Annotated in this window: 22 protein-coding genes and 1 pseudogene; 6 read left to right on the top strand and 17 right to left on the bottom strand. The window is 68.1% G+C overall.

What is annotated here, in order from left to right; translation table 11 throughout:
• Positions 1-268: 268 nt before the first annotated feature.
• On the bottom strand, positions 269-859 hold the full coding sequence (locus OG568_RS12815) for a flavodoxin family protein (RefSeq protein ID WP_329531574.1): 591 nt from the start codon (positions 857-859) through the stop codon (positions 269-271).
• 171 nt (positions 860-1030) lie between these two features.
• Here OG568_RS12815 and OG568_RS12820 point away from each other — a divergent pair, with 171 nt between their 5' ends.
• Positions 1031-1984, top strand: a complete 954-nt coding sequence (locus OG568_RS12820; RefSeq protein ID WP_329531575.1) for a helix-turn-helix domain-containing protein — start codon at positions 1031-1033, stop codon at positions 1982-1984.
• Between the two features lie 795 nt (positions 1985-2779).
• On the opposite strand, the gene OG568_RS12825 is transcribed toward OG568_RS12820, so the two are convergent.
• The 4 genes from OG568_RS12825 to OG568_RS12840 all read right to left on the bottom strand — a co-directional run bounded on the left by OG568_RS12825 (position 2780) and on the right by OG568_RS12840 (position 6049).
• Positions 2780-3430, bottom strand: coding sequence for a DsbA family protein (locus tag OG568_RS12825; protein WP_329531576.1), 651 nt, complete (start codon positions 3428-3430; stop codon positions 2780-2782).
• A gap of 282 nt (positions 3431-3712) precedes the next feature.
• Positions 3713-4075 (bottom strand): hypothetical protein, encoded by a 363-nt coding sequence (locus OG568_RS12830; protein ID WP_329531577.1) that lies wholly within the window; start codon positions 4073-4075, stop codon positions 3713-3715.
• A gap of 408 nt (positions 4076-4483) precedes the next feature.
• Positions 4484-5344, bottom strand: coding sequence for an MBL fold metallo-hydrolase (locus tag OG568_RS12835; RefSeq protein WP_329536343.1), 861 nt, complete (start codon positions 5342-5344; stop codon positions 4484-4486).
• A gap of 87 nt (positions 5345-5431) precedes the next feature.
• Positions 5432-6049, bottom strand: a complete 618-nt coding sequence (locus OG568_RS12840; RefSeq protein ID WP_329531578.1) for a hypothetical protein — start codon at positions 6047-6049, stop codon at positions 5432-5434.
• Positions 6050-6181: 132 nt separating this feature from the next.
• Between OG568_RS12840 and OG568_RS12845 the strand changes: the two genes are divergently transcribed.
• Positions 6182-6643, top strand: a complete 462-nt coding sequence (locus tag OG568_RS12845) for a winged helix-turn-helix transcriptional regulator (RefSeq protein ID WP_329531579.1) — start codon at positions 6182-6184, stop codon at positions 6641-6643.
• Between the two features lie 357 nt (positions 6644-7000).
• On the opposite strand, the gene OG568_RS12850 is transcribed toward OG568_RS12845, so the two are convergent.
• The 6 genes from OG568_RS12850 to OG568_RS12875 form a co-directional block, all read right to left on the bottom strand.
• On the bottom strand, positions 7001-8269 hold the full coding sequence (locus tag OG568_RS12850; RefSeq protein WP_329531580.1) for a sensor histidine kinase: 1269 nt from the start codon (positions 8267-8269) through the stop codon (positions 7001-7003).
• A gap of 40 nt (positions 8270-8309) precedes the next feature.
• Positions 8310-8987 (bottom strand): response regulator transcription factor, encoded by a 678-nt coding sequence (locus tag OG568_RS12855; protein WP_329531581.1) that lies wholly within the window; start codon positions 8985-8987, stop codon positions 8310-8312.
• A 348-nt stretch (positions 8988-9335) separates the two neighbouring features.
• Entirely contained in the window at positions 9336-9716 is a 381-nt protein-coding gene (locus OG568_RS12860) for a YybH family protein (protein WP_168488385.1), read from the bottom strand.
• A gap of 162 nt (positions 9717-9878) precedes the next feature.
• Positions 9879-10661, bottom strand: coding sequence for an alpha/beta fold hydrolase (locus OG568_RS12865; protein WP_329531582.1), 783 nt, complete (start codon positions 10659-10661; stop codon positions 9879-9881).
• Between the two features lie 246 nt (positions 10662-10907).
• Positions 10908-11804 carry an AraC family transcriptional regulator gene (locus OG568_RS12870; RefSeq protein ID WP_329531583.1) on the bottom strand — a complete coding sequence of 299 codons (897 nt, stop codon included), beginning with the start codon at positions 11802-11804 and terminating at the stop codon, positions 10908-10910.
• 199 nt (positions 11805-12003) lie between these two features.
• Positions 12004-12360, bottom strand: a complete 357-nt coding sequence (locus OG568_RS12875) for a hypothetical protein (RefSeq protein ID WP_329531584.1) — start codon at positions 12358-12360, stop codon at positions 12004-12006.
• On the opposite strand from OG568_RS12875, the gene OG568_RS61435 reads away from it, so the two are divergent.
• On the top strand, positions 12292-12450 hold the full coding sequence (locus OG568_RS61435; RefSeq protein WP_443077862.1) for a hypothetical protein: 159 nt from the start codon (positions 12292-12294) through the stop codon (positions 12448-12450). The two genes, OG568_RS12875 and OG568_RS61435, sit on opposite strands and share 69 nt — an antisense overlap.
• Positions 12451-12454: 4 nt before the next feature.
• On the opposite strand, the pseudogene OG568_RS12880 reads toward OG568_RS61435, so the two are convergent.
• The 5 genes and pseudogenes from OG568_RS12880 to OG568_RS12900 form a co-directional block, all read right to left on the bottom strand.
• A pseudogene (locus tag OG568_RS12880) lies at positions 12455-13093 on the bottom strand (MIP/aquaporin family protein); the annotation flags it as partial.
• Positions 13094-13155: 62 nt separating this feature from the next.
• Positions 13156-13461: a hypothetical protein gene (locus OG568_RS12885; protein ID WP_329531586.1), complete on the bottom strand. Its 306-nt coding sequence runs from the start codon at positions 13459-13461 to the stop codon at positions 13156-13158.
• Positions 13462-13499: 38 nt separating this feature from the next.
• Positions 13500-13721 (bottom strand): hypothetical protein, encoded by a 222-nt coding sequence (locus tag OG568_RS12890; protein WP_329531587.1) that lies wholly within the window; start codon positions 13719-13721, stop codon positions 13500-13502.
• Between the two features lie 389 nt (positions 13722-14110).
• Positions 14111-14773, bottom strand: coding sequence for an HD domain-containing protein (locus tag OG568_RS12895; protein WP_329531588.1), 663 nt, complete (start codon positions 14771-14773; stop codon positions 14111-14113).
• Positions 14770-15117, bottom strand: coding sequence for a DUF6616 family protein (locus OG568_RS12900; RefSeq protein ID WP_329531589.1), 348 nt, complete (start codon positions 15115-15117; stop codon positions 14770-14772). Before OG568_RS12900 ends, OG568_RS12895 begins: the two co-directional genes overlap by 4 nt.
• Positions 15118-15196: 79 nt before the next feature.
• Between OG568_RS12900 and OG568_RS12905 the strand changes: the two genes are divergently transcribed.
• The 3 genes from OG568_RS12905 (at position 15197) to OG568_RS12915 (ending at position 17946) form a co-directional block, all read left to right on the top strand.
• Positions 15197-16162, top strand: a complete 966-nt coding sequence (locus OG568_RS12905) for a GlxA family transcriptional regulator (RefSeq protein WP_329531590.1) — start codon at positions 15197-15199, stop codon at positions 16160-16162.
• A 428-nt stretch (positions 16163-16590) separates the two neighbouring features.
• Positions 16591-17187: a hypothetical protein gene (locus OG568_RS12910; RefSeq protein WP_329531591.1), complete on the top strand. Its 597-nt coding sequence runs from the start codon at positions 16591-16593 to the stop codon at positions 17185-17187.
• Positions 17188-17325: 138 nt separating this feature from the next.
• Positions 17326-17946, top strand: a complete 621-nt coding sequence (locus tag OG568_RS12915) for a LysE family translocator (RefSeq protein WP_329531592.1) — start codon at positions 17326-17328, stop codon at positions 17944-17946.
• Positions 17947-18441: 495 nt separating this feature from the next.
• Here OG568_RS12915 and OG568_RS12920 read toward each other — a convergent pair whose 3' ends face one another.
• Positions 18442-18984: a GNAT family N-acetyltransferase gene (locus tag OG568_RS12920; RefSeq protein WP_329531593.1), complete on the bottom strand. Its 543-nt coding sequence runs from the start codon at positions 18982-18984 to the stop codon at positions 18442-18444.
• Positions 18985-19102: the final 118 nt, after the last annotated feature.

Consider the following 19102-nt stretch of genomic DNA (forward strand, 5'->3'; position numbering starts at 1 on the left):
TCAGCGGAACAGCCCTGGCAGGGATCCCGTGTAGGGAGGGGGCAGGCGTGATGCCCTCGCCGTGTCGGATGCGGTCGAGGAGGTTCTCGCGGTGGGCAGCCAGGCCATCGCTTGGCAGGGGGGCGGGGCTGCCGGTGAACGTGTACCACTCGTCGGCCCCGGTGCACTGGAGACCCCGTCGACTCGCATGATCGGCAGCCCAGCCAAGGATCTGCCGCCCGCCCCGGCGCCGTACGGAGACCCGGCAGCCGGGGCGAAGGGCACACGATCAGGCGGCGCGTGCGGCGCGACCGGCCACCCACGTGGCGGCGGCATCCGCGACGCGACGCCCCAGCGCCTCGGCGGTGGCAATGTCGCTGGCCGTCACACCTTCGGTTCCCTGATCCGCGTTGGACTGCGCGGCGGCACCCAGGAAGAAGCCCAGCCTGTTGAGATCGTCCTCGCTCCCCTGGGACGAGTTCCAGCCACCCGGCATGCCCAGCGCGATCCAGTGCATACCGTGCTGCGACGCCAGCGTCGCGAAGTACTGAAGAGTCGACTGCTTGTCGCCCGCCTTGGAAGCCGAGTTGGTGAATCCGGCCGCCAGCTTGTCCTTCCAAGCCTGCCCGAACCAACGCTCGGAGCTGGCCTCCGCGAAGCCGTGGAAAGCGGTGGCAGCGGTTCCCATGTAGGTGGGGGAACCGAAGATGATCGCATCCGAGGCGTCCAGCTGCCCCCACTGGGCGTCGGTGATCTCACCGACGGCGATCAGGTTCACGACGGCGCCGGCCTCCTTGGCGCCACGCTGGACAGCCTCGGCGATGACGGCGGTGTGGCCGAAGCCGGAGTGATAGGCGATGGACACGATGGGAGAAGTCACGAGTACCTCCTATGCTTGAAAATGAAAGCTTCGAGATTCAACTTATTGGCGTCCTCGCAGGTGAACCAGGTAGGAGGCTGACAGATCATGGTTAAAATCCGACACTTGGGTGTGACGGCTACTCCGGTTAGGCTGGCATCGGCCAGGTTCCCTGCGTGATGGTGGCTACTGGTGACGGTGAGAAAACGACAGGGCACATCGCGCGAGATCGCGGACATCGGCTTCGCTCCCGCCATCGGCACACCTGCCGGCATCGAAATCATCTCTCTGGCCGACCTTCGGGAGCGGGCCGCCGTCCACATGGGCGAAGGACGGCTGCAGGCTCCGCAGCGACCCACGTTCCACCACCTGATCACCCTCTCCGGCGGCTCGTTGTGGCACACGGTGGACTTCACCGGCTACGCCATCGAACCGGGCTCCTGGCTCTGGACCCGACCTGGTCAGGTGCAGCAGTGGGGTGATCTGGACGACGCCGAGGGCACCCTGGTCCTCTTCGAGGGCGACTTCCTGGATCCGGCCACCGTGGCCGCAGTGCGGATGGACGATCCGTACGCCCCCACGCTCCAGGTTCCCGGTCCCGAGGACCGTCACGCGCTGGAGATGGCTGTGGACCATCTGGCGCTGGAGTTCCAGGCGTTGCGTGGCATCTCCCTGGAGGCGCACGTGGCGGTGTTGCGCCACCTGCTGGCAGTTCTCGTGCTGCGCCTTTCGCAGCGCAACGCGCCCGTCGGCAGCCCGGCACCGGACCCAGGGGAGACATTCCTCCACTTCCGTGACGCGGTCGAACGCGACTTCACCCGCACCCGCCGCCTGGAGGACTACGCCCGGGCCCTGGGCTACTCACCGCGCACCCTCTCCAGGGCCGCGCTGACCGGAGCCGGGGTGGGGGCGAAGGAGTTCATCGACCGGCGGGTCGTCCTGGAAGCCAAGCGCCTCCTGGCGCACGGCAATCAATCAGCCGCCCGTGTCGCGGCGCAACTGGGCTTCACCAGCGCCACCAACTTCAGCAAGTTCTTCCACCAGCGCACCGGCCAGTCCCCGATCGCCTTCCGCGCGACCGTCCGCGGCCGTTCCTCGGAGGATGGCGGGAGCGAAGCGCCCGACGCCAGGCGACCTGGGCCGTGAGCGTCGCTCCCGCGAGCGGAGCCAAGAGACAGAGACCCACAGAGGCCGCCTACCGGCGGGCCGGTTCGCATCAGCAGCGGGGTGACGCCGAGGACCGCCGCTCAGGACACGGCTTCTGCGATGAACAACGCAGCGTCCGGCCAGGCAGGGGCGGACTCAACCGCGGCACAGTCGATCCGCCGCCGGTCCCCGCACGCGCCGGGCCAAGCGGCCACTGCCGACTACGAACCCAGCGAGCAGGGGCGATGTACAGGCCGAGGGTGGCGGCCGGATTGATGTCTCCGACTGAGTGACGACCCCATGGAGATGGCGGCGTCCACGCGAGCACCGCGCCGACGATCACCGCCACGGCCGCGAGCCGAAGATGCGGCTCCGGCAGGTCCCGGCCGAGTGGGGAACCCACCATCACCCAGCGGACGGTGGTGGCCGCGGCCAAGAAGGCACCGTCGGCCAGGACGAACTCCGCGGCGGTCGCACCCCGGGGGTGGTCACGGTGGTCCACCCCCCGGCGCAGGGGTCGTCGTGAGTATGGGTCAGCCCCAGTGCATCTCGCCGGTGGCGACCTTGGTGCCCAGGTCCAGAGCCACCGCCAGACCCAGGCCTTGGTAACGCTGGAGCATCGTGGACTCTCGAAGTCGTGGCCCTCGATGCTGACGTGGTCTCCTTGCAGCACCTCCGGGACGATCACCTCGGTGGGCAGGTTCTTGCCCAGGTGTGCCCAGGTCTTGAACTTGCCCTGCCAACTGCTCTTGATCCGCTCCACGGTGGTGGCGGAGGGGTTGTGTGAAGGTGGCTTCAGGCGGCCGTGGTGGCGGCCACGTGCTGGTCCAGGGCATGGGTGAGCGCGTCGGCCGAGGCGATCGGGCCGCCCAGGCGGTCGGCACCGTGGGCGGTATGCAGCAGCAGCGTCGGATAGGCATCGGCGCCCAGACGGCGCACCTCGAGGAAGTCGGCCTCCGCCTCGGCACGGACGGCGGGCGAAGCGAACGCGGCCGCCACCGCCTCGGCGTCCAGACTCAGCTCGGCCGCGAGCTCCCGGTACACTCCGGGAGCGGACAGGCTGCGGCCGTCACGGTACCAAGCACGCTGCATCGCGGCCGCCGCTTCCAGGGCGTTCACGCCTGGCTGCCTGCGCAGCGCGACCAGGCCGGTGGCGGCATCGGCGGAGTCCATCACCACGTTTCCGTCCGCCAGCGCGGCCCGGTAACCGTCGCCGAAAGTGACACCGGTCAGTTGGGTGATGCGCTCGTTGGCGCCGGGGATGTGCGGGTAGGACGACACCGGAAGTGCGCGCGAGCCGGTGAACAGACCGCCGGACAGCACGCGCAGCTCCAACCGGTCCGCGTTGGCGGCCGCGAACTCGTGCAAGGCGGGGCCGAAACCGTAGCACCAGCCGCAGTAGGCGTCGAAGGCATACGTCAGCCGAATGCGCTCCACAGAACTCATCGCGCTTCGTCCTTTCCGGAATCCGTCACCCGGCTCTCTGTATCGGTCGGGCCGACGCCGTTGAAACTATGCTCAGAAGCCCGTCGTTGCCGGATGCACAGACGACTCTTCATGGTCAAAATCCGACTGCCCGGCGATCCCCTCAGGGGAGAAGGGTGATATTTAGGGCGAAGTCGGCTGAATGTCATGCGGAGGCTACGCAAAACGCCCGGCCGGACGTCTCCGGCCGGGCGTTCCGTGGTTGCGACGCGGCAGCCCCACGTCTGCCCTGTCGCTGTGCGGCTAACGCTGTGCGGTGTTGCCTTCGTCGCCGACGACGACCGGGGCGCCCTTCACCGGCGTTGCCTCGCCGAGATCCCAGCCCTTCGGCTTCGCGCCGGGCACCTCGACGAGGGACGGCTCCTCGGCCGTGACGGGGCCGCCCTCGACGACCGTGAGGTCGCGCAGCTTCTTGGCGGTGCCCGGCTTGATGTGGTGCGGGTGCGGGTTGCCGGGCGCCTCGGAGACCGTGACGCCGCCGTGCTTGGTGGTGCTGCTGCCGGTCGAGGCCGCAGCGGCAACCCCGCCCGAGGCGAGCAGTACGGCCAGTGCGCCGGCCATCACGGCACCCTGACGACGCGAGATGCTGTTCGTACGCACCTTCATGCGTTCAACTCCTTAGCAGGTGGAGGGAGACAGGGATACCGGCACGCGTCCGGCCCTGTTTCCCTCGGGATCGAGAACGAGGCAACTCTCGCCCCTGCCGGCTGAAGATCCGCTGAACGTCCTGAAGATCCCCTTCAGCACCTGACGTCTCAGGCCCGATGCCTGGCGTCGAAGTCGACGGAGTGGGCGGTCGGCTTGCCAAGTAGCTCGACCAGCGTGCGGGTCTCGTCCTCGCTGAGGGCGTCCGCCCACTCCTGCTCCCCTGAACAGCTCCCTGATCCCTCCGCAGGTCAACCGGGCGGTAGCGGGCCGGCGGCAAGCGTTGGTTGCGATCGGGGCCACCGGGGGCGAGCCCTATGCGCTGCGCAGTCTCCTCGCATCGCGCTGCGGCCGAAGCCGGTCTCAGGTTCAGCTCTGCGCGTCCATGAGCGCGGTGGCCGTGAGCCACACGACCGCCCGGTTGAGGCGTTCGGGATGCAGGGAGCACATGGCATCGAAGAATTCGATCCGGCTCGTTGTCTCCTTCAGGAGCCGGTCCGCGTCACGGATGTACTGCCGAGTTTCCTCGATGGTGGCGGGACTGTCCGGAAGCGCCTTGTTCTTGTGCCCGGAGACGACGTGGCGCGGCGCGAGGCGCTCGACCGCGTCGAGTGCATGAAGCCACTCCGCACGCCCGCCATCCGCAGATTCGGAGAGGTACGCGTGCACGCCGTTGTAAACGACATCGCCGGCGACGACGAGCCCGATCGAGGGAACGTGCAGCACGGTGGTGCCGTCGGTATCGCTGTGTCCGACTTCGACGGAGCGCAGAACGTTGCCCTCCAGAAGAAATCCTTGCGGTGGTACGGGCTGCGCGAGCACGGGAGTCGGCGGGATCTGACCGGGGAACAGTTTGTCCCACTGGGCCCTTCTGAATTCCGCCGAGCTCTGCTGCCGCATGAGACGGATACTGTCCTCGCCGGCGAGTACCACGGCGCCGGGGAAGCGCTCGACCAGAGGGCCGGAGCCGAACCAATGGTCACCGTGGCCGTGCGTGATGAAAATGTGTTCAAGGCGCTTGCCCGACTGTTCGACCCAGTCACCCACCCTCCGGGCCTGCTCGATCGTCAGCGGTGGATCGACCAGCACCGCGTTGTTCTCCCCATAGATCAGTGTGGTCGACATCGGCGACCAGGAGAACAGTTCTCCGTTCGGAATGGGATCCGTGACGCTGGTGGGGATCGGATCCGAGATGAAGACTTCGTACGCCAAATCGGTCTGGGAGACCATCTCTACCACGCTCTTTTCCTTATGGTGATTGCCTGATGGTGATTGCCTGGTGGCACCTTGATGGGGCCGACAGCTCGGCCGCCCCTCTCACCTCGGGGCAATGACGTCCCAGTGCTCGACGGCTCGCCCGTCCGCCACCCGGAACAGGTCGTGGAACACGAGGTCGGCGCCCGCGAGGACGCCCACCGAACGGAAGTAGGCGAAGTTCCCGTCGGCGACGACGTCCAGTACGTCGGAGTACTTGAGGGACTGGCCGGACTTCGCCAACTCGCCCACCGCGGCCGCCAGCCCGCTGATGCCGTCGGCGAAGCGGGGATTGTGCTGGATGTAGGACTCGCCCGCCAGGTAGTGGTCCAGGTCGGAGAAGTCGTTGTCGACCAGAATCGTGCGCACCGTCTCTTCCGCCACCCTGCGCGTGGCGTCCGCGTCGGCCGTCGCGTCGATGACGGCGACGCCGTCGACCTGGGTGTGACCGTTGGCCGTCTGTTCCACGATCGGCTCCTGGTCACCCCAGTGCCCGGTGATCCGCCCATCCGCGATCTGCCAGAGATCGAAGGCTGCGGCCTGGCCGCCGTCGGGCAACGTGGTCGTGGCGTGAGTCACGACGAAGTCCCCCTGTGCCAGCACGCGGTGCACCTGGTTCTTGCGGCCAGTCGTGTCGTCGATGGCCGCGAGGACGACCTGCTTGTTGGCTTCGTTGCTCATGGCGTTCGCCTCTTGTCGTTCGTGAGCGGGGTTCGACTGTCGTAAGGCCGCACCGGACCCCGTGGAGGGCGGCGGCCGCACCCGCGAAGTGAGTACAGAAAATGTACTCACTGGCGGCGTTAACCTAGCACAGTGAGTACTGAATCTGCACCGACACCCCGTGTCTGTTCTGTGGCCGACGCGGTAGCCGTCGTCGGTGAACGCCATTCGCTGCTGATCGTGCGCGAGCTGCTGTACGGCAACCGGCGCTTCTCCGAGATCGCCGACGCCGTCGGGCTCTCCCGGACGCTGCTGTCCACACGGCTGCGCCGGCTGGAGACGGCCGGCGTCGTGGAGCGGCGGCGCTACAGCGCGCATCCGCCGCGCGACGAATACGTCCTCACGGAGGCGGGCCGGGCCCTGCTGCCCGTGCTCGCCGCCCTCAAGGAGTGGGGCGACACGTACTGCCGGGACGGCATCGCCACAACCGAGTTCCAGCACCGATGCGGTGCCGTCCTGCACACCCGAGCGGACTGCGCCGCCTGCGGCGAGGAGATCCGCTTCGAGGACCTGGCCGTGGTGGGAGGCACACACCCGCCGCAGATACGACCCTGAGCCGCCCCGTGTCTCGCACGCCCTCCGGCCCTGAACCTCGCGCCGACCGCCTCCGGGTGCCAGGGCGGGGTGGGCGGTGGCGGGGTCGACGCGATCACGTTCAAGTACCGGACCAGCCCGCTCCGCCGACCCAGGCCGACACCGAAGGCGACCTCGGCCGGATCGTCGCGGTGGGCTCCACTGTCGCCTGCGCTCACGAGCACACCGCCGGGCCCGTCAAAAGCAGCGCCGACCCCGCAGCCCACCGCGCGTTCACCAGCGCCGAGTCCAGTTGTCCGGTCCCCGGTCCGGGGTACCGTATCCGGCTTCGCACGGACACCGGTTCTGAATCCAGCGTCGACGACCCGCGCCCGATCTTCAGTCGCGCGGCCGCGAGGTGCTGCGTGGCTGGTCTTGCCTGGCGATGATCAGGAGCAGACGGGCACCCCCGTCGGTGGTCCGAGGCGATTCCGCGGTGAGCGTCCCCCCGTGGGCGGTCGCGATGTCGCGGGCGATAGCGAGGCCAAGACCGGTGCCTCCCTCGCTGCGGGTACGGGCGTTGTCCAGACGCGTGAAACGGTCGAAGACCCTCTCCCGGTCGGGTTCGGGGATGCCCCGACCGTCGTCGCTCACCTCGACGACCACTTCGTTCTCCGTGTGACGCACCTCCACCGTCACCGTGCTGTGCGCGTGGCGCAGAGCGTTGTCGAGGAGGTTCGTGAAGAGGCGGGCGAGTGCCGTACGACTGCCCAGAACCGCCTCGTCGGGGTCGGAGTCCGCCACGAGGACGACAGGTTGACCGGGGTAGCGCTCGGCGAGGGTCCGTCGCAAGAGGTCAGTCACGCGCAGGGGTTGGAGTTTCAGGGGCTGGCGGGCGTCCAGGCGGGCAAGGAGCAGCAGATCCGCGACGATGTCCTCAAGACGTGTGGTGTCGCGCAGCGCCTCGCTGCCGACCGCGGTCCATTCAGCCTGGTCGGGACGGGCCAGGGCCAGCTCGAGACGGGCCTTCAGGGTGGTGAGGGGGCCACGCAGTTCGTGCGAGGCATCCGAGGTGAAGGTCCGCAGACGGCCGACGGCACGCTGGAGTTGGTCGAGAGTGCCGTTCATCGTCTCCGCCAGCGAGGCGACCTCGTCGTCGGAGTCGGGGACGGGGACGCGCCGCTGGAGACTGTGGGCGGTGATGTCGGCGAACTCGGCACGGATGTTCTCCACCGGTCGCAGTGCCCGGCCCATGGCGTACCACGCCAGGTAGGCCACCAGCAGGACCAGCAGGGCGGTACAGGGGACCAGGGCCCAGGTCAGAGTGATGACGGCGGTGTGCGCGGGAGCACGGTTCGGAAACGCCTGCACCACGATCGGCCCCGTGGGCGTGCCCACACTGGCACTGGCACCCTGGTCCGCCGACGCGGTGGACGACGCATCGGCAGGGGGCGCGGTGTCCAGGATGATGTCCGGCAGGGCGGCCTGTACGTCGGCCGCAGGTGTTCCCGAGCCGAGTTGGTGGGCTGCCTTGTCGACGTGGTCACGAGCCGCGTTCTGGGCGGAGGTGACCAGGTTGGTGTGGACGGCGTAGAGCAGGACCACCGAGCAGGCGGCGAGGGCAAGGCTGGCGACCAGTGCGACGGCGGCGGTGGCACGGACGCGCACGCTCTGCGGCCGCAGCCACAGGCGCCGGCGGTATCCGCGGTCACGCTCCGTCGGAGCGGAGCCGGTAGGCCCCGCCGGGCACGGTTTCGATACTGGCCCGGCCGAAGGGCCGGTCGATCTTCCGGCGAAGAGCACTGACGTTGACCTCCACGATGTTCGGGCCGCCCTCGTACGCGCTGTCCCAGACCCGGTCCAGGATGGCGGCCTTGCTGATGGCGATGTCCGGCGTTGCCGCGAGCAGCGCGAGGACGTCGAACTCCCGAGGAGTAAGGGCGATGTCCGTGCCTGCGCGGCGGCAGCGGCGGGCTCCTGTGTCGATCTCCAGGTCCCCGAAGTGCTGGACGATCTGCCGCTCCGGGCGCGCGCGACGTATCAGGGCGTGCAGCCGGGCGGTGAGGACGACGAAGGAGAAGGGCTTCGTCAGATAGTCGTCGGCCCCGGTCTCCAGCCCTTCCGCTTCGTCGTACTCACCGTCTTTCGCCGTCAGCATCAGGATCGGGGTGTTGTCGCCGATCGAACGCAGGTGGGCGCACACCTTGTAGCCGTTCAGGCCCGGCATCATGACGTCCAGAATGATCACGTCGTAGGTGTCCGCCGCCGCCTTGGCGAGCCCGTCAAGGCCGTCGCTCGCGGCGTCCACCGCGAAACCCTCTGCGCGAAGGCCCTGTTGGAGCAGTTCCACGAGACGGGTGTCGTCGTCCATCACCAGCACACGCATGCCCTCTACCTTGCCCTACCGGTCGCGCCAGGCGCTGAAGAGGATCTTCAGGACGTTCAGCGGCGACGAGTTGATCGACCGGGTGGTGACCCCATCATCTACCGGGTCGTCTTCCCGCCCTGGACGCTGCCCGAGGTGGATGCGCGCACGTACGTCGACGAACTCTGCGACCGCTCCCTCGAGTGAATGCCCAGCTTGGCGAAGCTCGACCGGACGTGGGTGCCGATCGTGTTCGGCGACCGGCCCAGGTGTGGTGCGAGCCACCCCAGTGGTGGACGAAGACCAGGGACGGGCGCCGGTCGCTGAGGTGGTGGCCGGGCACCGGGGAGCCCGGCCCCCCACGGACGCTCAGGCGGCGGTACCGAGGGGGTTGAGGACGGCCATGCGCCAGGTGCCGTCCTGACCACGACGGGCGACATTGGCAGTGGTGCCGGTGGCCTTCTTCCGGTTGCCGTCAGGACCGGTGATCTCGAGGGTCCACTCCTCGCTGATCAACGCGATGTCGTCGCCGGCCACGACGCGCGACGGGCCGTTGGACAGCTGGGCGTTACCGGCGATCGACCCGGCCGTGTAGTCGCGCAGCGCCTGACCTGTGACGGTCTCACCGGTGACGGTACGCATGACGGCACCGGGCGCGAGCAGGCTCAGGACCTCGTCAAGATTCCCGGAGTTCATGGCCTTCTCGAAGGCCGGGGGGAGCTGCGCCGGGTCGGTGATGGGAGTCGACATGGTCGTTCCTCTCAGAATGGGATGTCGTGCAGATTGTTGAACAGTTGAAATGGCGGGTGATGAGACCCGCGTTTGAACGTCCGCCAGGATGCTCCGCGGGCACAGGACAGCAGCGCCGGACCGACCGCCGCCGCAGGTTCCACGCATGGGGGTGTGGGACCGTCAGGCATACCGGCGAAGGAAGCCGGCCAACGCCGGGTTGACGCGGTGGGGATGAGTGAGGTTCGGCGTGTGTCCGGCCCCGGTCACGGTGACCAACTCCTGGGCACCGGGGATCTTCTCGGCCAGTGCCTGGCCCAACGGGTACGGGATCGGCTGGTCCGCGTCGCCGTGGACGACCAAGGCCGGCACCGTGATCTCACCGAGCCGGTCGGTGATGTCATCAACCCCCATCAGTACCTGCACCGCGTCGGCGAGCCGTTCACTCGGCTGTGCCCTCCACTTCGCCAGCCACTGATCGTGGATCGCGGGTTGTCCCAGCAGCATCCCCAGCAGGACCGGGGCCACTGCCTCCGGACCCGCGCCGCGGAATCCCTCCGACACACCACGCATCTGCGCCAGCGCCTCGAGCGGCCAGGAGACCGACGTCGTGTCGATCAGCACCAGGGTCTTGACCCGCTCAGGCGCCAGCAAAGCGGCTCGCATCGACAGGAAGCCACCCTGCGAATGCCCCACCAGCGCCGCCTGCGGCACGCTCAGGTGATCCAGCAGCCCGATCAGGTCGGCAGCCGAGTCCCAGTAGGTGTAGGTCTTACCGTCGTCCTCGGTCCGGCCGTGCAGCCGCTCGTCCCACACGACGACCCGAAAGTCCCCGGCCAGGACCTGGATCTGATGGACCCACATGTCACGGTCCATGAGGTTGCCGTGGCTGAAGACCACGACCGGGCCCTCACCGCCACTGTCCTCGAAGTAGAGGCGGGCACCGTTGACGTCTGCGTACGGCATGGTTGTTTTCTCCTTTCCTCCCGGCCTCACCAGGCAATCAGAGGCTTGACCGGAAGCGGATAACGCGTTGACTGGCTGCTTAAACGATGCGCGATGCGATCGGCGCAGGCGAGGTTCGCAAGGGACGCGTCATGGTCGAAAATGGACTCGCCGATCGGCTCAAGGCGTGCGCCTCACAGAGCCCGGGCGCGGCGTGGTCTCCGCCCCACGGCCCGGATGCCTCTGGCCGCCCCAGCGGGCGGGCTGTCAGCGCTGCGTGGCGCGGAATGTCCCGGGAGTGGCACCCACCGTCCGCTCGAAGAACTTCCCGAAGTTGGTGGGCTCCGTGAAACCCAGCATGCGCCCGACGGACGCGACAGGAAGGCCGGTATGTACCAGCAGCCGCTTGGCTTCCAGAGCGACACGGTCGTCGATGAGATCCTTCGCGGTACGGCCCGTAGCGGCCAGACAGGCCCGCGTGAGCGTCCGCGGCGAGTAACCGAGGTGCGCGGCATACTCGGCAGCACGGCGCCTCGTGGCGAACGCGCGTTCCAGCTCGGCACGGAAGACCCGGAACACCTCGCCCCCCGCCGCAGGATTCCATTCACCAGGATGCGGCAGCCGGGCGATGCGTACCAGCAGCGCGGCAAGAAGCTGCCGCAGCAGTTCCACGGTGAGTTCCGCCTGCGAAGCGTCCCGCTCGGCCAGCGTGGCGTATTCCGCCGCTATCTCAGCCACCGCCACCGACATGGCCCGGTACTCCACCGCGGACAGTGAGAAAGCGGCAGGACTGAGCCCCTCGTCGATGACTGCTGCACTGGCAGGCACCGGCGGCGGGAAGGCAGGCGTGAACACCACCAAGGTCGCATCGAGATCCGCAATGCCCCCCTGAGGATCCGCAGGGAAACGCTGCACCTGACCAGGACGCACATGCAGCAGAGTCCCCGGAGCGCACGGGTAATCCACAAAGTCGATCAACGCGGTGCCCTCGCCGCGGGTGACCAGGGTCAGCTGATGGAAGTCCGGACGACTGGGCGCCGCCGCGACAGACGGCAGCAGCCGCTCACGCAGCGTCGCGAAGGACAAAACCTCCACGCCCAGTCGGGGCTGATCCGGATTGTCATAGCTGACGTCGACAACATCCGGGTTTCCAGTGCCAGCCATCCACCAATGATCGCAGCCGCGGCTGACCACACCGGCGACGAGCTTCCTCCGTCTTCGAGCCACTGACCACGATGCCGGCGCAAGCCTTCGCACGGCCGCCTTCCGCCTGCCGGTCGGCGGCCACGTCGGCACGGCGCACTCAACACCACGTCGAGCCGCACCGGGAACACAGCCCACCCGTCCGATGCGCCAACGTGCGTCACCGACCACGACCAGGTACCAGACGCCGTTCCGCGTGGGTAACGATGCCGCCGATGACCACCATGGGAACCAGCAGGGCCGAGCACGGCACCCCGGTGATCTGTGCGAGGGAGGCGCCGCCCAGGCTGTTGACGCAGATCACCGTGCCCGCAGCCAGACCGGCCACATGACCGGTGTCAGATTCCGCGGCGCGTCGATCTCTGCGTCGTCGAGGAGTGACAGCACTCGGCGGGGCGGCCTGGAAGCCAAACGTCTCCTGGCACACGGCGACCCGCCGGCCTCCCAAATCGCGGCGCAGCTTGGCTTCACCAGCTCCACCAACTTCTGCGAGTTCTTCCATCAGCTCATCGGCCACTCTCCGATCGCCTCTCGCGCGACCGTCCGCCGTCGCTCTTCGGAGGATGGACTGGGCGATATGCCTGGTACCGGGCGATCCCTCCGGTGAGGGCCGCGCCTGCAAGGGGTGCCACCAGATAGAGCCACAGATGTGACCAATCACCCGGCCGGTGGGCCCACAGCGCGGGGCCGAACTGGCGGGCGGGATTGGCGGACCCGCCAGTGAGGGTGCCGAGGGCAATCATGACCACAGCGGTAGCGGCGGGGCGAGCCAGCGGGATCCAACGCGTCCACGCGCGACGGGACATCAGCAGAAGGGTGACGGTGAGGACAGCGGCGGTAGACACGGCTTCGACGGTGAACAGCAAGGTCGGCGAGCAGGAAGGAGCGGGTTCAACCGCGGCGTAGGCCATCCGGTCCCCGAGGACCGGGCCCCACACGAGGCGGGCGAGGCCGGTACCCGCCACGGAACCGGTGAGCTGGGCAGCGAAGTACGCCGGAACCCGGCGCCCTGGGAAGGCACCGGTCAGCCACAGGCCGAGGGTCACCGCCGGGTTGAGATGTCCGCCGGAACAACGGCCCCATGGAGAGGACAGCGCCCCCGCGAGCGCCGCGCCGACGATCACCGCCACGACCGCAAGCTGAAGATACGGTTTTGGCAGGGCCCGGCTGAGTGGCGATGCCGTCACCCAGCGGACAGCGGTCACCACGACGAACAGGACACCGCCAGTAAGGGCGAACTCCGCGACCATCGCCGCCCGGGCTGTGGCACCAGTAGTCCGCCGCGCAGGTGGACAGGCAATCGTGGACACGGTCAGCCCCGGGCCATCACGCCGTTGGCGACCCTGGTGCCCAGGTCCAGAAACACCGGCAGGCCCGGATGGGGACACCGCTCGAGCATCGCTGCTTTCAGACGGTGATCCGGGTCGGCGGTCGTGCCCACCACGGTGGTCGGCTTCTTGCCGCTGTCGATGATGAACGCAAGGATCTGATGCTGCTCGGCAAGCGTGAACTGGCCGTCGAACAGGAGCGGCGCGTCGCGCTCGCCCGTGATCGGGACGGACGCATTGTTCAGGCCGGTGTCACCGGCGGCGTGGACGTTCTGGATCAGGGCGGGCATGAGTGCGCTTTCGTTCACAGAGTGCTGAAGGGGTGGCTTCAGGCGGCCGTGGTGGCGGCAGCGTGCTGCTCCGGGGCATGGGTGAGCGCGTCGGCCGAGGCGACCGGGCCGCCCAGGCGGTCGGTGCCGTGGGCGGTATGCAGCAGCAGCGTCGGACAGGCATCGACGCCCGGACGGCGCACCTCGAGGAAGTCGGCCTCCGCCTCGGCCCGGTCCGACGGGCGAAGCGAACGCGGCGCGGCCGAGGTCGCACCCCGCACGGTCCCCCTGTATTGACACAGCCATGAAAATCCCGGGCCGATGGCTACGGACCGAAGGACAGGACGACGAGACCAACAGGCTCGGACACCGCATGTTCGCGGCCGACCGCGAACTGCGTGCTTCCCGCATGACCGCCACCCTCGACGCAGCGGTGCAAGCCCTCGCCGAAGAACTCGGCGCCGCTCCCGACGGCATCGCTCCCCGCATCGCGACCGCCCTGGCTTTCCTTGAAGCCGGGATGCCGACGCTCAACGGCCCGGGACGCGATGCCGGGTCAACACAGGCGCGAAGCCAAGCACACGGGGTGCCCGGCTCCGCGGCTTCTTCGTCACGGCTGCCCGCCGCCAAACAGCCACGGCACCCCGACCGCAGCCACCGCGAGACGTCGTCAGTCCGGACGTACCGGGGCAGCGGCCAGCTCGTCCAGCCCGGGGAACGGATTGTCCGGCCGGTGCTTGCGATACACGATGTCGACGAATGACACCGGCGCCCACTTCGACGGCTGCTCGTCGATCTGATGGACCACCTGCGCATGGATCTTGTTCCGCAGATCCAGATACGGAAACGCCTCGTGCGCCGCGTCCAGTACCGCCCGGTCCACCTCCTCGACACCGAAAGCGAACATGTCGGCACCGATACCGAAATGCGCGAGAGCGCCGAGCAGATGCTTGTGGGGCGCGATCCCCGGCGAGGTGTGCAGCGCCACCGCATCCCAGATCTGGTCGGCGGCGACATCGGACAGCCCGTGCTCCCGGGCGAAGCGAGCGGCTCGGAACGCACCGTCCACCTCGAACCGGTTCGGACCCTGCCCCGCGTCGGTCAGACCGATGTCGTGCATCACCGTGGCGAGAAAGAGCGTCTCGTCGTCGTAGTCCTCCCCGGCGACGAGGTTCCTGGCGGTGGCGATACTACGCGCGTAGAAGTAGCTGCGGACAGTGTGGTTGAGCAGCCATTCCGGAGAGTGCTCGGCAGTGAAGGCAACCGCGGCCTCCGTAGCCGCCGTACGCGGCCACCCTCCGATCTCCTCCGGCAGATTCTCGAGCACGCTCACTTGACCTCAGCCTCCAGTGCCAGGTGCTCGGCGATGACCGCATCGGCCGGCCGCAGCTCACCCACGACGTTGGACTGCTCGAAGTAGGTGTACCAGCCGGAGTTCTCGACACCGGCCAGGAACACGTCGGCCACTTCCCTCGAAGGGGCCTGCCAGACCGCGAACCACTCATAGGACGCGGACTGCGCGGCCGGTTCCACCTTGCCCCAGCCGAGCGTCACGAATCCGATTTCCGCGAGCTGCTTCATGGCTTCCTGAATCCCTGCGAACAGGTCGTTCCGCGCCTTCTCGTCGGCGGCGAAGAACGCGGGCTTCGGTGTCCACGTCTCGACGACTACGTACATATTGCGCATCTCCTCACTAATCGTGATTGTCGTGATGCGCCCAGCCTAGGAAGACCGGGACCACGGTTACGATGGCCAGATGGACATTAATCCCAAAGATCCGGCCAAGGTCGCAGTGGTGGTGCAGCCGGACTACGTCCTGTTGGACGTAGCCGTTCCCCAGCAGGTGTTCGGCCGCTGGCCGGACTGGGTGACCGCCTGCTGGCCCGGCGGCGCCCCCTACGAGCTGACCTTGGTGAGTGCCGTTCCCGCGGAGAACTCGCTGGTGCCCCGCGAGGTCGAGCCGCTCGACCGGCTGGACACGGCGGACACCGTGATCGTCGCCGGAGTGCAAGACCCCACCGAGCCTCCGGACGCCGAGCTGGTCGAACGGCTGCGTGACGCATACGACCGGGGCAGCCGGATGGTGTCGATCTGCACGGGCACCTTCGCCCTGGCGGCGGCCGGGATCCTGGACGGCCGCAGCGCCACCACCCACTGGCGCTGGGCCGGCCTGCTGCGAGACCGCCACCCGTCGGTCAAGGTCCGCGAAGCGGAGCTCTACGTCGAGGACACCGGCGTCTTCACCTCCGCGGGTGTCCTCGCCGGAACCGACCTGTGCCTGCATCTCCTGCGGCTCGACCATGGTCAGGCCGCCGCGAACACGATGGCCCGCTTCCTGGTCAGCCCGCCCCACCGCGAAGGAGGACAGGCCCAGTTCATCGAGCACATCCCGCCCGACCGCGACTCCGAGATCACCGACGTGATCACCTGGATCCTGGAACACCTCGACGAGCCGCTCACCCTGGAGTCGGTCAGCCAACACAGCCACATGAGCACACGAACCCTGCGCCGCAGATTCCGAGCCGTGACCGGAACGAGCGTCATGAACTGGGTGGCCATGCAACGCGTGGCCCGCGCGCGTGAACTCCTCGAGACCACTCGCCTCGGCATCGACGACATCGCCCACCGATGCGGCTTCGGCTCCGCGGAGTCATTGCGAATCCACTTCACCGCGATGACCAGGACCAGCCCATCGAGCTATCGCCGCACCTTCGCTTCCTAATGCCGCGAGTTCGGGTCGTAGCGGACGCTGACCAGCGCGGAGGTGTAGAAGACGCGATGGAGCCTTCGGTGGTGGACCAGTGACCGGTGAGGGTTGCCGCTGACCTTGCCCGGACTGCCGCACAGGGCCGAGCTGCGCGACCATGCCCGATCGAGCCGTACGGATCACGAGCCTTCTCGACGCCCTACCGTGAGGCGGACTGTCCATGGTTTGCGGCCGGCTCCCGGAGCCCGGACCCTCCTCATCGGCACCGGGTCCCCGGCGAGTTCGGTAAGGCCCCGAGCGACGGTGTAGAGCCGACGACGGCGGGCCGGGGCGGTGCCATCTGGCTCAGTGGAATTGGTCCCGCACTGACGCTGAACGACACCAGCCTCACCACCAACACCGCCGACACCTATGGTGGGGCCATCGACAATGACAATGGCGCGGTGAGCGTCAACAGGAGCACGCTCCACAACAACAGGGCGAGTGCCGGCGGGGCCGTTTTCGTCAGCCCATTCGGAGGTTCCGGCACGGCGACCGTCGACAGAAGCAGGATCACCGGCAACCACGCAACCATCCTGGCCGGCGGGATCGCCGCCGCCGTCGGCACGACGGTGACGCTGACCCGCACCCGACTCACCGACAACGACGTCACCGGTACCAATGCGCAGGGCGGCGGCATCGCACAAGCCGGAACCATGACGCTGAAGAGAAGCGAGGTCATTGGCAACACCACCACCGGTTCTCATGCGCAGGGCGGCGGCCTCTTCGATACTTCCGGCACGGTGAAGCTCACCGACACCCCGGTCGCCGGCAACACGACCAACGGCACGAACTCCCGCGGTGGCGGCATCTTCGATACGGGCTCCGGCACGGTGGATCTCGCCCATAGCCTGGTAACCAACAACCGGGCGCTGGGAACGGATGCAGACGGTGGCGGCATCTTCAAGGCCAGCGGCACGGTGACGCGGATCGTCAGTCCCGTCGCCCGTAACCAACCCAACAACTGTGGTAACCCCAGCACCGTGTCCAGCTGCTCCTAGTACTCCAGCGGCAGCGGTTCGCTGTTCCAGGGTCCGAGTGTGATCGGGGATCTTGGAACTGGGCTGAGGGCGGCAGAACTTGCCCTCCAAGCGGGGGCCTATGGACACGATCGGCGGTGGAACCCCACGATGGGCCGCATGCTGAGCACCCTCCTCGCCTTTCTCGGCGCCTGCACCCTGATCGCGGCCTCGCCCGGACCGAGCACGATGCTGATCATCCGGCAGTCCCTGCGCAGCCGGCGTGCCGGTTTCCTCACTGTGCTGGGCAACGAGACTGGCGTCTTCATCTGGGGTGCCGTTGCCGCACTCGGGCTCACCGCACTGCTCGCGGCCTCCCAGTTGGCGTACGACATCATGCGGATCGCCGGTGCCGTGACTCTGGTCGCCTTCGGGATCAAGACGCTGCTGGACGCCCGCGGCGGGCATGGACAAGAGGAGAGCCAGGATGCACAGGCAGTGCGCTCGGGCTGGGCTTCGTACCGCTCGGGCCTGCTGCTGAACCTCGCCAACCCCAAGGCCGCGGTGTTCGCGATGTCCTTCCTGCCGCAGTTCGTGCCCGCAGGCGCCCCGCATCTGCCGACCATGATCGGCCTGGCGGCCGTCTGGGCCGTCTTCGAGGTCGGCTACTACGGACTGTATGTATGGTTCGTCGGCCGAATGAAGAAGATCATCTCCCGAGCCGAGGTACGCCGGCGCCTCGAGCGGGTCTCCGGCACCGTGCTGGTCCTTCTTGGTGTTCGGATGGCGATCGAGGGCTGACGACGGCTGACGCCGTGTTCGAGTCCGACCAGACCCGCGTGCGAGGTCGCATGGGGAATGTGCCGTGTCTCCGTGGTGCTGAGCCCCGTCGTAGTACCGCGTCCAGACGACGTCTTCGTCATCACGTGCGTCTGCGAAGACGTCGCCGGAGTGGCCCACGGCGGCAAGGGTCTCCTGCACCCTTTCCCTCGTGGCGACCCGCCCTTGGCCGTCGGACGGCAGCCAGGGCCTGTCCGGCGGATCAAGTCGCAGGAAACAGGCGGCGCCTCATCGACGCTGGTGAGCGGGGCTTGGTGCGTCCAGCTGCAAGGCGGAGGAGGGCGTCGACGCGATGGGGGTCCCCCCGCTCCGGGGGTAGCTCCCAGGCCCTTAAGGCACTGGGGGAGAAGCCGAGAGTGGAGGAGTCGGCAACCGACGACAACGCCGCTGGGGGTACCCCCTCTGGGGGAGGGCGTGCCAAGCCCCGCGTCTGCGGCATGATCCGCCGGACAGGCCCTAACCCTTCGAGTCCGGCTTCCAGTCCTGGACGAGGAGCCCGAGCAGCACCTCGTCCAGGAACTCGCCCAACACCCAGGCCGAGGAGCGCAGCACGCCCTCACGGACGAACCCGTTGCGCTCGGCGGAACGCAGCATCGCGGCGTTGTCCGACAACGTCTCGATCTGCAGCCGCTGCAGGCCGCGCACGACGAAACCGTAGTGACACAGCACCGCGACCACGTCGGTGCCGTAGCCCTTGCCGCGCGAGGACGGCAGCAGCCCCAACCCGATGTGCGCGGACCGGTTGTGATTGTCGATGCCCCACAGCGTCGCGGTACCGACCAGCGTGCCGCCTTCCAGCTCCACCACGGAGAACGGGACGTGCCCCTGCTCCTTGTCGTCCACTACGAGCCGCGAGTCCTTCGAACCTGGCGTGATCGGCCGCCACGGCCGGCCTTCGGCCCGCGAGCCGTTGACCACGTCGTCGTAGAGCTCGGTCCGCAGGAGCGGGATGTCGTCGTCGTGCCGGGCCCTCAGCCCGACCTTGCTGCCCTTTAGCATGCAAGCTTCCTATCCGACCGAGCCGGCCTGCGACAAACCAATTAAAGATCAGCTCAGTTGGTGTGGCGATCCGCCACTACCCCGTGACGTGCCACACCGCTCTCCTTGCCTCTGTCCT

Source organism: Streptomyces sp. NBC_01450, from assembly GCF_036227505.1.
Taxonomy (GTDB): Bacteria; Actinomycetota; Actinomycetes; order Streptomycetales; family Streptomycetaceae; genus Streptomyces.

What these genes read in the sequence shown, in the direction of transcription:
- OG568_RS12825 (WP_329531576.1), bottom strand. Translation starts at nt 3,430, where the DNA reads ATGAGTTCTGTGGAGCGCATTCGGCTGACGTATGCCTTCGACGCCTAC.
- OG568_RS12830 (WP_329531577.1), bottom strand. Translation starts at nt 4,075, where the DNA reads ATGAAGGTGCGTACGAACAGCATCTCGCGTCGTCAGGGTGCCGTGATG.
- OG568_RS12835 (WP_329536343.1), bottom strand. Translation starts at nt 5,344, where the DNA reads ATGGTCTCCCAGACCGATTTGGCGTACGAAGTCTTCATCTCGGATCCG.
- OG568_RS12840 (WP_329531578.1), bottom strand. Translation starts at nt 6,049, where the DNA reads ATGAGCAACGAAGCCAACAAGCAGGTCGTCCTCGCGGCCATCGACGAC.
- OG568_RS12855 (WP_329531581.1), bottom strand. Translation starts at nt 8,987, where the DNA reads ATGCGTGTGCTGGTGATGGACGACGACACCCGTCTCGTGGAACTGCTC.
- OG568_RS12860 (WP_168488385.1), bottom strand. Translation starts at nt 9,716, where the DNA reads ATGTCGACTCCCATCACCGACCCGGCGCAGCTCCCCCCGGCCTTCGAG.
- OG568_RS12865 (WP_329531582.1), bottom strand. Translation starts at nt 10,661, where the DNA reads ATGCCGTACGCAGACGTCAACGGTGCCCGCCTCTACTTCGAGGACAGT.
- OG568_RS12870 (WP_329531583.1), bottom strand. Translation starts at nt 11,804, where the DNA reads ATGGCTGGCACTGGAAACCCGGATGTTGTCGACGTCAGCTATGACAAT.
- OG568_RS12885 (WP_329531586.1), bottom strand. Translation starts at nt 13,461, where the DNA reads ATGCCCGCCCTGATCCAGAACGTCCACGCCGCCGGTGACACCGGCCTG.
- OG568_RS12900 (WP_329531589.1), bottom strand. Translation starts at nt 15,117, where the DNA reads ATGTACGTAGTCGTCGAGACGTGGACACCGAAGCCCGCGTTCTTCGCC.
- OG568_RS12905 (WP_329531590.1), top strand. Translation starts at nt 15,197, where the DNA reads ATGGACATTAATCCCAAAGATCCGGCCAAGGTCGCAGTGGTGGTGCAG.
- OG568_RS12915 (WP_329531592.1), top strand. Translation starts at nt 17,326, where the DNA reads ATGCTGAGCACCCTCCTCGCCTTTCTCGGCGCCTGCACCCTGATCGCG.
- OG568_RS12920 (WP_329531593.1), bottom strand. Translation starts at nt 18,984, where the DNA reads ATGCTAAAGGGCAGCAAGGTCGGGCTGAGGGCCCGGCACGACGACGAC.